The sequence below is a fragment of the Bacillus sp. ISL-41 genome (assembly GCF_018613235.1).
Classification (GTDB): domain Bacteria; phylum Bacillota; class Bacilli; order Bacillales; family Cytobacillaceae; genus Mesobacillus.
The window spans coordinates 90809-105279 of the sequence record NZ_JAGGQP010000034.1; the positions used below are offsets into that span (position 1 = coordinate 90809).

Below are 14471 nucleotides of genomic sequence, written 5' to 3' on the forward strand. Positions count from 1 at the left end.
CTAGTCACTCCTTTATAAACCTAAGCTGTTAGGAAACTGTAAAAAGAGGGTGAATCCGAGACTGATTCCCCTCTTAAAACCCAATTATTTTACACCAATCGGCACGACCTGCTGGCCGACAGCCTGGATCAGTTCTTTTGGCATTGGGAAGGATACGGCGGCAGGGTCCTTGGCAACGGCACCCGCAACCCGCTCCAGGTCTTCCTCGGTTAAATTGTATTCTGTAAAGTCTGATGGCAATCCAGTCTTATGCTGAAGCAGGCGCAACTTTTCAATCACTTTTGACAGCACGGCCTCATTTTCTTCATCAGCGTCAAAATCAACCCTCAATGCCGAGGCTAGCTCTTTTACCTTTGGAAGATACAAGCTTGGTACATATTCCATCACCACAGGCAGGAAAACGGCATTTGCGAGTCCATGTGGAATTCGGAATAATGCTCCATATGCATGGGCGAAGTTATGGACAGGAATGGCGTTCAAGGCAAAGCTGAATGCGGTGATTCCCATTAAGCTCGCCTGAAGCATTTCCATTCTGGCGTCAAGATTGGAACCTTCTGCTACTGCAATAGGAAGATTTTTTTCAATCAGCCTGATTGCATGCAAAGCATGGGCATCAGTCAGTGCAGTAGCACTAGGTGATGCAAAAGCCTCGATTGCATGGGTTAGTGCATCAAAGCCGGTAAAAGCAGTGATTGCCGGCGGCAGACCCACTGTCAAGTCCGGATCCAGCACCGCAATGTCCGCACTGAGGAAAGGATTGATGATATTTCCTTTCATTTGGATATCTTCATTGTAGATGACCGCGATCGGCGAGACCTCAGATCCTGTTCCCGCAGTTGTCGGAATGGCAATGTGCGGGATCGGGATATGGGTTGCCTTTGGGAATTGCTCGAATAAAAAGCCGCCGGTGATCGCTTCCTTGATGTCGGTTAACCCTTTATGCAGGGCATATTTTACTCCCTTAACTGTGTCAAGCACGCTGCCGCCTCCGACAGCAAGCAGCCCGTCAGCCCCCACTTCCCTTGCATACCGGAGAGCTTCATTCACTGAAGTGCTTTCGGCATCCTGGGCAATGTCGACGTAAATCCCGGCAAGTTCAGGGCCAGTACCTTTACCGGTCAACTCGAAAATCTGGGCGACTTTTTCTACTACTCCGGCTTTTTCCAGACCCCTGTCGCTAAAAAGAACAACTCTTTTAGAGCCTAAGCCCTTGAACAAATCAGGTACCATGGCGCGTGAATTTGATCCACAGTAGATTGCCGAACGTAGGGAGAACTGTGATAATGTTGTCGTTTGCATCCTTTTCACCTCATAGAATTTTTTATAAATCTTTTATTCAGCTGTATCGGATAAAAGCAGTCCATACCAAGTTCGCTTATGTGCTTCCGGTACCATTGAAGTGTGCACATGTTTGACTTGAGTGTAGGCATCCAGTGAATGCTTGCCCATTTCGCGACCGATTCCGCTCTGCTTGTATCCGCCAAATGGTGCATCATTGCGCAGCATATGCCAGTCATTGATCCAGACCACTCCAGCCTGCAGCTTGCGGGCAACCTCATAAGCTTTATTCACATCCCTGGTCCAAACACCGGCCGCTAGACCGTAGATCGAGTCATTCGCCATTTTGATTGCTTCATCAACATCTGTATATCGAATCACAGATAAAACAGGTCCGAAGATTTCTTCGCGGGCGATTTTCATGTCATTGGTTACATTTGTGAAAATTGTTGGTTCAATGAAATGTCCATTTTCACAGCCAGCAACCTTAGCTTCGTTTCCGCCGCAAACAAGGGAGGCTCCTTCTGCTTTTCCAGCTTCGATATAAGATAAAATCGTTTCTTTTTGCTTTTTGGAAATGACCGGACCCACATCAATTGCAGGGTCAAGTGGATTGCCAAGTTTGATTTTCCCAGCGAGCTTGACAAGATTTTCAACGATCACGTCATGCAAATGATCCGGAACAAACAGCCTCGTGCCCGATTCACAAAGCTGGCCCGAGTGCAGGAACACTCCAAATAAGCTCCCTGGCAGTGCGATGCTTAAGTCAGCATCCTCCAAAATGATGTTAGGTGACTTACCGCCAAGCTCCAGAGTTGTATTCTTTACGGTCCCGGCAGCAAGCTGCATCACTTTTCGGCCTACTTCAGTCGACCCTGTAAAAGCAACCTTATCAACTTTTGGGTGACTTGCCAGCTTTTCCCCAACTTCAGCACCAGGGCCAGTCACGACATTAATGACTCCAGGAGGGACGACCTGTGAAATGATTTCAGCCAGCTTCAAAGTCGATAAAGGAGTGTAGCTTGCCGGCTTGACGACAACCGTATTTCCCATCGCCAAAGCTGGAGCGATTTTCCATGTCGCGATCACCATTGGCAGGTTCCAGGGAGTAATCGCTGCACAAACACCGATTGGTTCGCGCCAGATAAAGTTATGTGCCGGTCCCGGGAATGGGGGACTTGGCAGCGTTTCCGAGAATTCATATTCTTCAACAAACTTGGCCAATGTCTGGAACAAATCGACCATTTGCAGAATATCGTTTGCGCCAATTCTCCTTACCGTACCACCGGAACTGATCGATTCAAGATAAGCCAATTCTTCTGCATGGGCAGCGATTTGATAAGAAATTGCATAAAGCACCTTAGATCTGTCCGTTGGCTTCATGTCCTTCCAGTCGGTTTCATCAAATGCTCTGCGTGCTGCGTCAACGGCCCTGTCTACATCTTCTGTATTGCCTTTTGCCACACGTGCCACCAGTTCTCCAGTCGCCGGATTAAACACATCAAATGTTTCCTGGCTGCTCGCTGCCTCCCATTTTCCATTAATGAATAGCGGGAATGTTTTTACATCAAGATTTACGGTCATTTTGCGTCCTCCTTATTTTCTTTCTTTTTTAGAACGTTATAAAAACTACTTACAGAACAGGATGTTCATTAATTGTAGAAGAAGTATTAGAATCTAAATTTCCTGGTGACCAATTGGGGTTATTGGTTCCTTAATTTGCCGAAATCTGTATTTTTCGGGCACCAATCAGGTTTATTGGTGCCCTTATTTGCTAGAATCTGGGTTTTTCGGTCACCAATCGGGCTTATTGGTGACCTGATTTGCTAAAATCTGGGTTTTTCGGTCACCAACAGGGCTTATTGGTGTCCTGATTTGCTAGAATCTGGGTTTTTCGGTCACCAAAAGGGCTTATTGGTGCCCTTATTTGCTAGAATCTGGGTTTTTCGGTCACCAATCGGGCTTATTGGTACCCTGATTTGCTAGAATCTGGGTTTTTCGGTCACCAACAGGGCTTATTGGTGCCCTTATTTGCTAGAATCTGGGTTTTTCGATCACCAATCGGGCTTATTGGTGCCCTGATTTGCTAGAATCTGGGTTTTTCGATCACCAATCGGGCTTATTGGTGCCCTGATTTGCTAGAATCTGGGTTTTTCGGTCACCAACAGGGCTTATTGGTGCCCTGTTTTGCTAGAATCTGGGTTTTTCGGTCACCAACAGGGCTTATTGGTGCCCTGTTTTGTTAAAATTTGTCTTTTTCGGTCACTAACCACGACATTAAACAACTAATTAACTAAAGGTTGTATGTTATAGAACACCCATATCGGTTTCTGTGACTCTATAAATCTCTTCAATCCGCTTGCCCCTTGCCCGGGAGAGGATGTCCATCCGGACCGAAAGCTGTTTCATGGTAAAATTCATTGTATCTTCGATCTGATTTCCGAAAGTACTTACATCCTTCCCCTTGAATCCCTCCTGGTTCAAACGGATGGCAAGCGGGGTCAGCTCCTGCATTTTTCCTTCAACGAACTCGTATAAATGGGGATGCTCACAAATCAGTCTTTGCAGCAGGAAGGTCCCATAGCCAATATGCCTTGATTCATCCCTTTTTAAATTGCCGATCCCCTTGAGCAGTCCTGGCATCAAACCGAGTGTTTCAAGGTTTTGATAGAATGAGTAGTAGCCTGTTTCAGCCAGGACTCCCTCAACAAACATATTGTAGACAGTTGCAGCCTCAGCGATAGCTTCAGGAGATTGGTCAGTCAGCAGCCGGTCCATCGTAGTCGGCAGGATTTCATAAAAAATCCTTTTATAAGTAGCTGTATGGTGTCCTGATAGATCACCTGTTTCACCCAGCGCATTCAGGACAAGCCGGAAGAACTCTGTATGCTTGGCTTCTTCGAACAAGAAGGTGGTTAAAAACATTTCCTCCTCGAGCCTGCCTTCCTTGGCGATGGCCATGATCAGCGGCAGCAAATCGAGGGTAACGGCTTCCTCACCAGCCTGGAACTGTGAAATCAGGCGCAGAATGTCATTTTGCTGTTCGGCGTCCAACTGCTTCCAGTCTTGTTGGTCCTGGGTAAAATCAATGTCAGCAGGATTCCAGATGCCGAATTTCTTCGCTTTTTGATAGAGACGGAATGGAAATGAATCCGTCTGCAACCCCCGCTTGCTGGTTGTTAATATTGTTCTTTGCTCCACTTGCACTCCTCCTCGGTATATGACTTATTTTGTGATGATAGTACCAGCTGTTTCTCTTAGACGGGTCTTAAGGATTTTGCCGACTCCGTTCCGCGGCAAAGCTTCCATAAAAACAATCCGCTTGGGTGTTTTGTTTTTGGCCAGATTGTCCTGGCAGTAATGAATCAGATCCTCTTCTGTTGATGATGCGCCCGCTTTTCTTACGACACATGCGACGATTTCCTCACCCATCGCTTCATCAGGTATCCCAACGACAGCTGCCTCTGAGACAGACTCATGGGCGTTCAGCAGCTCTTCAATATCACGGGGGTATATATTAAATCCGCCCCTGATCACCAAATCCTTTTTCCTGTCGACAATATAGAGATAGCCATCGTTGTCAACTCTGGCCATATCACCGGTAAACAGCCAGCCATCCTTGATGACCTTGTTTGTTTCTTCTCTGTTCTGGTAATAGCCAGGAGTGACATTATCACCAGAAACGATCAGTTCCCCAACTTCTCCAGCGGGGACTTCCCTGCCCAGATGATCAACTATTTTTATGTTGACCCCTGGAAGCGGTATTCCGACTGATCCCGGTTTTATTTCAATTTTTTTATTATGAGCTGTCACGATTGGCGCCGCTTCTGATAAGCCATACCCCTCAAAAACTTTTGCCCCAAACTTTTGGCGGAATCCATTTAACAGGGCAATCGGCAGCGGTGCCGACCCTGAGCCGATCCACTCAAGGGAAGATGTATCATATTGGTCGGCTTTTGGGCTGCCAACCATTGCATGAATCATCGCAGGCACTGCGGAGAAAGCTTTTACTTTATAAGTCTCAATAGCTTTGAAAATTTCTTCTGGGTCAAACCGGGCGGAAACGACAACTGAACTTCCTGTTATATAGCACGTATTAGAAATGGTAAGACCATATACATGCGCTAACGGAAGGACGCCAATCGTAACGCCTCTTTCGGTTTCATTATGGGCTGCGGAGTTGACTGCATTGGTGTAAAGATTTTTGTGGGTCAAAAGAACGCCTTTCGGATTTCCAGTCGTTCCTGAGGTGTATAAAATCACGGCGGTTTCGTTTTCATCAGAATCATCCTCGGTGTCAGCTGACTCCGAAGACATGAGATCATAGAGGTTTAACAAATCATCATTGCCAGGAAGATTCGTAACGACCAGGATTGGTTTGACTTCCAGGCCTTCTATCGCCTTTTTCATATTTTCTGCTGTATAGGAAGAGGCAATGACAACTTTGGCTTCACAATTTTTGATGATGTACTGAATTTCTTTTGGGTGCAGGGTAAACATGATTGGAACAATGACAGCACCGCTCCTGGTAATGCCCTGATAGGAAAATATCACTTCAGGGTTATTTGGCATACAGACGACAATCCGGTCGCCTTTTCCCACTCCGAGCTTATGGAGACCTTTCGCAATCCGGTCAGCATACTGCCTCGTTTCAATATTGGTATATTGCTGGTCTTTATAATAGATAAAAGGATATTCCCCGTATTTACTGATATTATTTTCAAGCAGCTCTTTCAGCTTCATTTAATCCTCTCCTGTTCAAAGTTTAAGAAGCTATGGCAACTATCAAATCAGTTTGTAATAAACAATTGAGTTCCGTTCCTCTTTGATCACCTCATTTCGGGCTTCCAACAAATCAAGATGGCCTTGTATTTGTGAGAGACCAAGAAAAACGATACCACCCTTCAAGTGCGGGTAGACCTCCTGGCAAATCTCGTAAACATTTTTATCAGACTCATGTAACACCTGAAGTATTTGCTGGCAGCGTGCATCCTGCTGAGCCAATCTTTTATCAATGAGCTCGATGTGCTGTGTGAAGGGCAATCCATGTCCTGAATAACATCTTCCAAGGTTTCTCCCTTTTGAGCGGATCAGGGATTCCCTGTATTGTATCAAGGGAGACGGACGATCCTGCCCACCTGGTACCGGAGGCTCTATAAAGGCGTTAACAGCCAGCTCGGGGATGATATGGTCACCGACAAATGTAATCCCCTGCTTTTCATCAATCAGAAGGATATCCGTCTGGCTATGTCCGGGTACATGCAATACACTGTAGGGTCTTCCTCCTATGTATATTTCATCGCCTTCATTGACATAATGGACATTTTGCCAGATTTCTTCTTTGTATTTCCGTGCATGCTGATGAACGGCAGGGTCAGCACCACATTCCTTTAGAAAATCACTAAAAAACTGATTCATTCTATTAAACTCTGGTTCTCCTCCAGCGATCACTGGCCTTGCAAGCTCATGTACATACACGGGGAGGCTTGCTTCCTGCTGGATCAGGCTGACTCCGCCACAATGGTCCGTATGCATATGGGTCACAATGATATGGTCAAAGTCTTTAAAACTGAGATGATGCTCTTTTAATTGTGATTTCAGCTGGTAAAAGGATTTCTCACCTGGATTGCCTGTATCTATAAGTGTTGCTGTTTCACCAAGAACAGCATACGCTACAACGATTCCTTCAGAAAAAGGCGAATCCAGCGTAAGAGGTATAATTTTTTGGATAGGTCATCGCCTCCTTCTTTTAGAATCTTATTTAAGCTCTGAGAACTGTTTCTAGGAAACTACCTTTGCAGGAGCCCCCGTGAAAAGTCCAACAGCATTTCCGCCGAGCATCTTATCAATTTGCGTTTCTGACACTCCATTTTCCCTAAGCTGTGGCAGGATATTGTTGAAAATATGGCCTGGCTGCCAGTTTTCCATAATCTTTGTAGCCTGTTCAGGCATAACAGGAGGGCGCCCGAGCCAGATGTTCACTGTGTCATGTGCAAGTAAAATTTGATCTTCATACCCATCATTAAGTAAAGCCAATAAAGTCTGTACCCTTTCCTGGTCAAAAGGAGCTCCAACCATTCCCTGTATGCCAAAACGGTCCAGGCCAATCCTGACTCCTTGATCCATTACCTGTTTATGATATTCAGGGTCGGTGTTTCCACACATATGGCCGATGATGATTTTGCCTGGATCTGCTCCATTCTCGATCAACAGCCTGACCTGTTCAGGACCCATCGTTCCTTCCTGGGTGTGGGTGAGGATGACTGCTCCTGTTTCCTGTTGTACTCGGGCGCCTGCACGGAAAAACATTTTTTCATACTCTGTGATTTCACCTTTGCTCGATGCCAGCTTGATCACTCCAGGCTTTATGCCGGAACCTGAGATGCCTTCAGTGAGCTCTTTCTTGAACATTTGATAGATTTCTTCCTCCCCGGTGCCCAATGCCTGCCTGAACTTGAAATAAGGGGTTGCTCCTTCCCCTTCATAATAATAGCCAGTGGCACAAATAATCTGGAGACCGGTAGCTTCCGAGACTTTCTTTAAAAACTCTGGATTCCTTCCACATTCATTTGGGGTCGGATCCACGACTGTCTTTACCCCAAAGCTCTGCATGTTCCTGGCAATGTTGATTGCCTCTTCCAGAGCAGATTCTTCCTTAAATCCACCCAATGTCACATCACCCTGGAAGCCAGGGTATCCAAAGATAAAGTGCTCATGAATCAGCGTCTTCCCCAATTGCTCCGCTTTAATAGGACCAGTTACCGTATTAATACTTGCCATTCAGCACACCCCTTATTAAGGTTTTAGAATCAGCTTTCCCTTCGTCTGACGTGATTGTAAAAGGCGATGGACTTCTGCTGCCTGCTCCAGCGAATAAACGCCTCCAATTGTCAGTTTTAATTGGCCATTCGATAAATATCCAAGCATTTCAGCCATACTTGATTGAATCAGCTCTGGCTTTCTCATAATTTGCGGTAAGAAAAATCCGATGACTGATTGGTTTCTGGCCATTAAGGATGATGGATAAAAGCGGCTCTGCTCTCCGCTGGCAACTCCGTAGATAACCAGCCGTCCAAAAGTGGCAAGGCATTTCAGTGTTATATTGAAAATCTCCCCTCCTGCCATTTCCAGGGCGACATCAACACCTTTACCGCCGGTTGCTTCCAAAACCTTTTCTTCCCATCCCTGTTCAGTGTAATTGACAAGTACATCAGCGCCCATTTCAGCGGCTAAAGCGAGTTTATCATCACTGCTAGCGGTTGCTATAACTATGCTTGCGCCTGATAGCTTAGCTAATTGGACAGCCAAAGTGCCTACTCCTCCAGCTGCTGCATGGACTAGCACTGTTTCGCCTTTTTCAAGACGCCCCATCGTTTTCAGGATGTGATAAGCGCTCAGCCCTTGAAGCGGGAGAGCGACTGCCTGTTCAAATTCCATATGGTCCTGCAAGGGAATCAGCCCGCGGCTGTCAGCAAGGGCAAATTCTGCGTAACCTCCTGATTCGATCAAGGTAACGATGCGGTCACCTTTTTGGACATTTGTTACTGATTCTCCTGTTTCAACTACTACTCCCGCAATCTCTGCCCCAGGTATAAACGGTAGTTTAGTAGGAACGACATACTGTCCTTCTCTTCTTGCTGTGTCCGCATAATTGACTCCGATCGCATGGATTTCAATTAATACTTGATGATCTGCAGGAACCGGTCTTTCCATTTCTACTAATTGGAGAACCTCAGGTCCGCCATATTCTTTCAGTTGGATTGCTTTCATGATTTGCCTCCTTAGTTGCCTGTAAAGTTTGGCTTTCTTTTTTCTTTGAATGCTGCAATGCCTTCTTGATGATCCTCAGAGGAAACCATCATCGTCTGTGTGATTCGTTCCTGCTCAAGAATCTCTTCAAGTGTTGATGTCATGGAATGGTCAACCAGCTTCTTGATCATCCCATATGTTCGGGTCGGCCCATTTGCCAGCTGTGCGGCAAGCTTCAGTGTTTCTTCCTGTAAATTTGCTGCAGGTACGAGATAGTTTATGACCCCAAGCTGATATAAACGCTCTGCCGGCATTGGTTCTGCAGTGAACATGAATTGTTTTGCCAGATGCGGGCCAACTAATCTTGTGACAAAATAGGAACCCCCGCCGTCAGAGACGAGGCCAACCTGCGAGAAACTCAGCGCAAATTTACTCTCATCGGCAGCGACAATCAAGTCACAAGCAAGGGCAAGGTTGAATCCTGCGCCCGCAGCAAAACCATGAACCGCTGCGATGATTGGCTTCTCTGTAGCTTTCATGGCAAGAATACACTCATTCAGCCTGCCGATATGGTCGTATACTCCTGTCGCGTTTGCCTGGCCCATTGTTTTTACATCGCCTCCAGCACTGAACGACCTGCCGGCACCGGACAAAACGATTACCTTTACCTCTGGGTTGTTCTGTGCCTCTTTTAATGCCTCCGTCAGTGTAAGAATCATTTCCGGGCTGAAGGCATTCAAGCTTTCTGGTCTGTTTAAGGTCAAGGAAAGTACTGCTCCATTTTTGTTGATAATTAAATGGTCACTCGTCTTAACATTCGTCAAAGCGTTCACCCTTTCTCAGATTTTAATAGAATCATAAACTTATTTAATCAACCAGCCGCCATCAACGAGGATGTCAGAACCCGTCATGTAAGAAGCTTCACTTGATGCGACAAAAGCAATCACATTCGCAATTTCATCGGGATGGCCAGCTCGACTTAGAGCTGTATTTCTTCTGATTGCTTTAACAAATTGTTCATTCTTCATCCCCTGCTCAGTCAGGGGAGTTTCCACGAAACCAGGTGATACGGAATTGACCCTGATCCCGTAAGGAGAAAATTCCAATGCCATTGCTTTTGTAAAATTGATGACACCAGCTTTAGCAGCACTATAATGTGGGATATGTGCACCTGCCTGGTGTCCGGATAAGCTGGCTACATTGACGATCGACCGTTTTTGAGAAGAATCTCCCTCCTTCTCTGAATTTTTTGCCATGAGTTTTCCAAGCATTTTCGAGACCAGGAAAACACTTTTTAAATTCGTATTTTGTACAAAGTCCCAATCACTGGCTGAGGTGTCCATAATTTTTGAGTGAACTGAACCTCCTGCATTATTGACAAGGACATGCAAGTCGCCAAATTGCTCCTCAATGTGTTGAGCTAACTCTCTTACATCTTCTTCATCTGTTATGTCAGCAGGAAAGATTTCTGCCTTAGGAAGCTCATACGATTCATTTATTTCTTTTGCAGCCATCTCAAGCTTAGATTTCGTCCGTCCAACCAATATTACTTTTGCCCCTTCGCTGGCAAACCGAGCGGCTGTCGCTTTCCCAATTCCACTCCCCGCTCCTGTAACAAGAACCACAGTTTCTTGAAATCTCACTCCAAAACCTCCTTTGTATACGGAATATTCAGTCATTTAAGCGGACAACAAATAGCTTTTCAGCCCTTCTTTTAGCAATTCGGGCAAAACCTGACTCTGTTGATTTGTAAAATCATAATACACAATGATTGCATTGCCCTTTGCGATCAACTGCTGTGTCTGCGGGCAAACAATGTCATGTTCCAGCTGGAAGCTTTTCGAACCAATTCTTGATACATATGTTTTTACCGTCAACAGCTGGTCAAAATACCCTTGGCTTACGAAATCGCATTTTGTAGAGGCTAAAATGAATTTCCAGTCGTTTAACTCCATGCTGTAGCCCAATTTTTCAAAAAAGCGCATCCTCGCCTCCTCCAGATAGACAAAATAACTGGTGTTGTTAATATGTCCTAGCGCGTCCGTCTCGCCAAATCGTGCCTGTACCTGGATCTCCTGCATTTGTCTCCCCACTTTCAATTCGAAATTCCTCCGTACTAACCGGTTGGTATGTAGCAAACAAAGAAAGAGGCTTGGCTTTCAAAAGCCTCTCCCTATATTTCTTCAATTGACTTCGATTCCCTTCAGGATCATTTCGACAAAAATCTCTGCCACTTCCCGGTCAGAAACCTTTCCCATTGGATTGAACCACTGGTAACTCCAGTTTGCAGCACCCAGTATGCCAAAGGTTACGATGATGGGATTCAAATCTTTTCGGAACTCGCCGCTGTCAATTCCTTCGCGAATCAGCCGTTCCACGTTCGATCTGAATTGATCCCGCTTTGCGACAATCTGTGCCAGCCTGTCATCACTTAAGTGACGCATTTCCCTGAAAAAGATTTTTGCGGATGCTCCTTTGGACTTAATGCTGCTAATCAGCATATAAACGATGTCAAACAATTTCTGCTTGCTTGTTGACTGTTCTGAGAGAATTTCTTCCTGACGGCCCAGCAACTCGTCAATATATCTGAGATGGATATCCATCAGTAACTCTTCTTTACTGGAAAAGTAATAATAAAACGAACCTTTAGTCACCCCTAGTGAGTCGACAATATCCTGGATCGAAGTCTCACTGAAACCTTTTTTCTCAAATAATTTTATGCTATGTGCGGTAATTTTCTCTTTCACTTTGCTGTCCTCGCAATCCTACTAGTCTGCACAGAAATTATACCATATTTTACCCCCTGTCCCATTAAGGAGATAGTATTTATTTACTCCTGACTTCTTCCCTTAGTGCTCTGCGCAAAATCTTGCCCACACTTGTCTTCGGCAGCTGTTCACGGAATTCGACGACGTTAGGTACCTTGTATGCCGCCATATTCTGTCGGCAAAACTCCTTGATCTGTGCTTCTTCGGCTTCTTTTCCTGCTTTTAGGACAATCACTGCTTTGACTGCTTCACCCCGGTATTCATCCGGTATGCCGATGACAACGGCCTCTTGGACAGACGGATGCTCATACAACACTTCCTCAATATCACGTGGATAAATATTGTAACCGCTCGCGATGATCATGTCTTTTTTCCGGTCGACAATATATAAATATCCGTCTTCATCAACCTTTGCAATATCTCCTGTATAAAGCCACCCATCCCTCAATGTGTTTGCTGTCTCCTCTGGCATATTCCAATAGCCCTTCATAACCTGAGGGCCTTTGATGGTTACTTCACCCAGCTCTCCAGCAGGAACTTTTTCTGTTCCTGTCGCCAGGTCGACAATTCTGTATTCTGTTGATGGCATGCCGATGCCGACACTTCCTGGCTTTCTTTCGGCAAAGCTTGGATTGCAATGTGTAGTTGGCGATGCTTCAGAAAGGCCATAGCCTTCAAGGATCTTTGAACCGGTTTTTCTCTCGAATTCTTTTAGCAGCTCTACAGGCATTGGCGCGCTGCCGCTGTTGCAAATTTCGATGCTGCCGATTCCATACTCCTCCGCTTTGGGATGGTTCGTTATGGCGACATACATCGTCGGAACCCCAGGGAACATCGTTGGCTGCTCATTTTTTATCGTATTCAGGACTTCTTCCAGATCAAAGCGAGGCAATAAAATGATCTCTGCGCCTGTATAGATTGATAGGTTCATGCAGGCAGTCATCCCAAATACATGGAAAAGAGGAATGACCGTCAACGAACGCTCAACACCAGGTTTGATATCATTCTTAAAAAATTCATGGGATTGCAGTACATTGGCCAGAAGGTTTCGATGAGTCAGCATCGCACCTTTGGATCTTCCTGTAGTGCCGCCCGTATATTGGAGCACGGCAACATCCTCTGCAGGATCAACATCTACCACGGATGTCCTGCCGCTGCTTTCTGCTAAAAACGCTTCGAATTTTGTATCTGGCGCAAAAGTATGCTCAGAAGGCTGCAGGCTGACAACTACGATATTTCTAAGTTTTGTAGAAGCCTGAACACTTTTAACTTTGGCATAGAGGGCATCAAACACAACAATCGTTTCCGCTCCTGAATCATTGAGAATATACTCAAGTTCACGTTCAACAGACATTGGGTTAACCTGAGTAACAATCGCACCTGCAGTCAATATGCCAAAGTAGGAAATGACATATTGAGGGCAGTTTGGCAGCATGATGGCAACCCGGTCTCCAGCCTCCACTCCTCTGTTTTGCATTGCTGATGCAAAATGTGTCACATTCTGGGACAATTGCTCATAGGTGATTTTTCTGCCATAGAAGGATAAGGCATTGTTATGAGGGTACTTCTCTGCTGATTCTCGAAGCATTTGCGGCAAAGATTTTTCAGGAATTGTGATAGTGGATGCAATGGAGTCAGGATACTTGGAAAGCCAGACATTGTTCTCGCTCATTTGATTTCCCCCATTCAAAATTTAACGTATTTGTATATGGCTAAAATGTCAGTCCACCGCCGTCGACTGACAATGTCGCACCAGTAATAAAAGAAGCTTCTTCAGAGGCAAGAAACAGTACCGCATTAGCGACTTCCTCAGGTGTTCCAATCCTTCCTAAGGCATTAGCCCTTGAAATGATCGGCCATTTGCGTTCATCATTTTTCCATCCTTCTATAATTTGTGTATCGATGACACCCGGGGCTATTGCATTTACACGGATATTGTCCCTGCCGTATTCCAACGCAGCATTTTTGGTCAGCAGGATAACGCCAGCCTTGGATGCGTTGTAAGCTGCAAGATATTTTTGTCCTTTGATGCCAAGCAGGCTTGAGGTGTTGATGATCGCTCCTCCACCAGTCTTTTTTAGTTCAGGGACAGCATGCTTGATGCCAAGGAAAACACCTTTAAGATTTATATCTATAATTCTGTCCCATTCGTCTTCATCGAGATCAACACTTTTAACATCCGGATTGCCTATGCCTGCGTTATTAAATAGAATATCCAGCTTCCCGTATGCTTCAACAGTTGCTGAAACGAGGTCTTTCACCTGTTTGGAATCGCTTACATTTGTTTCGATAAAAAGGGCCTTGCCTCCCTGTTGTTCAATAAGCTTGGCTGTCTCTCTGCCGCCATCATCATTCACATCCGCGATTACCAGCTTGGCTCCTTCAGCGGCAAATCGAAGTGCGGCTGCACGGCCTATTCCACTGGCGCCGCCAGTTATGATCGCCGTCTTGTCTCCTAATCTCATTTTATTCCCCCTAAAGATTTCTACTAACCGGTCGGTATGTACTATAAACTTTATTATAACGTTTATATTGAAATATTCAACTATTAGTCTAAATATTCTAAAAATAATTAGAAAAGCGTAAGCGCCTTGGTCAGCCCCGACAAGCGCTGGAGGGCCGACCAGTGAAGTCGCTCTTTGACATCATTGGGCGGGCCGAAGCGACTCGAGGGGC

General features: G+C 45.5%; 13 protein-coding genes. All 13 read right to left on the reverse strand.

All coding sequences use genetic code 11. From position 1 onward, the window contains the following. Positions 1–84: 84 nt before the first annotated feature. Positions 85–1299, reverse strand: coding sequence for an iron-containing alcohol dehydrogenase (locus J7I80_RS18120; RefSeq protein ID WP_214740117.1), 1215 nt, complete (start codon positions 1297–1299; stop codon positions 85–87). A gap of 33 nt (positions 1300–1332) precedes the next feature. Beyond that, on the reverse strand, positions 1333–2862 hold the full coding sequence (locus J7I80_RS18125; RefSeq protein ID WP_214740119.1) for an aldehyde dehydrogenase family protein: 1530 nt from the start codon (positions 2860–2862) through the stop codon (positions 1333–1335). A 723-nt stretch (positions 2863–3585) separates the two neighbouring features. Further along, positions 3586–4479, reverse strand: a complete 894-nt coding sequence (locus tag J7I80_RS18130) for a R2-like ligand-binding oxidase (RefSeq protein ID WP_214740121.1) — start codon at positions 4477–4479, stop codon at positions 3586–3588. Between the two features lie 24 nt (positions 4480–4503). Beyond that, a complete protein-coding gene (locus J7I80_RS18135) occupies positions 4504–6021 on the reverse strand; it encodes a class I adenylate-forming enzyme family protein (protein WP_214740122.1) in 1518 nt (505 codons plus the stop codon). A 42-nt stretch (positions 6022–6063) separates the two neighbouring features. Beyond that, positions 6064–7008 carry an MBL fold metallo-hydrolase gene (locus tag J7I80_RS18140; RefSeq protein ID WP_214740281.1) on the reverse strand — a complete coding sequence of 315 codons (945 nt, stop codon included), beginning with the start codon at positions 7006–7008 and terminating at the stop codon, positions 6064–6066. Positions 7009–7059: 51 nt separating this feature from the next. Then, positions 7060–8058 carry a phosphotriesterase family protein gene (locus tag J7I80_RS18145; protein WP_214740123.1) on the reverse strand — a complete coding sequence of 333 codons (999 nt, stop codon included), beginning with the start codon at positions 8056–8058 and terminating at the stop codon, positions 7060–7062. Positions 8059–8073: 15 nt separating this feature from the next. Continuing rightward, a complete protein-coding gene (locus J7I80_RS18150) occupies positions 8074–9048 on the reverse strand; it encodes a quinone oxidoreductase family protein (protein WP_214740124.1) in 975 nt (324 codons plus the stop codon). An 11-nt stretch (positions 9049–9059) separates the two neighbouring features. Then, entirely contained in the window at positions 9060–9851 is a 792-nt protein-coding gene (locus J7I80_RS18155; RefSeq protein ID WP_214740125.1) for an enoyl-CoA hydratase/isomerase family protein, read from the reverse strand. Positions 9852–9890: 39 nt separating this feature from the next. Next, complete coding sequence (locus J7I80_RS18160; RefSeq protein WP_214740130.1) at positions 9891–10670, reverse strand: SDR family NAD(P)-dependent oxidoreductase; 780 nt, start codon at positions 10668–10670, stop codon at positions 9891–9893. 36 nt (positions 10671–10706) lie between these two features. Beyond that, positions 10707–11108 (reverse strand): acyl-CoA thioesterase, encoded by a 402-nt coding sequence (locus J7I80_RS18165; RefSeq protein ID WP_214740282.1) that lies wholly within the window; start codon positions 11106–11108, stop codon positions 10707–10709. A 102-nt stretch (positions 11109–11210) separates the two neighbouring features. Continuing rightward, entirely contained in the window at positions 11211–11774 is a 564-nt protein-coding gene (locus J7I80_RS18170; protein WP_214740132.1) for a TetR-type transcription factor C-terminal domain-containing protein, read from the reverse strand. 79 nt (positions 11775–11853) lie between these two features. Beyond that, positions 11854–13467: a long-chain-fatty-acid--CoA ligase gene (locus tag J7I80_RS18175; RefSeq protein ID WP_214740134.1), complete on the reverse strand. Its 1614-nt coding sequence runs from the start codon at positions 13465–13467 to the stop codon at positions 11854–11856. A 40-nt stretch (positions 13468–13507) separates the two neighbouring features. Next, a complete protein-coding gene (locus J7I80_RS18180; protein WP_214740136.1) occupies positions 13508–14260 on the reverse strand; it encodes an SDR family NAD(P)-dependent oxidoreductase in 753 nt (250 codons plus the stop codon). Positions 14261–14471 lie beyond the last annotated feature (211 nt).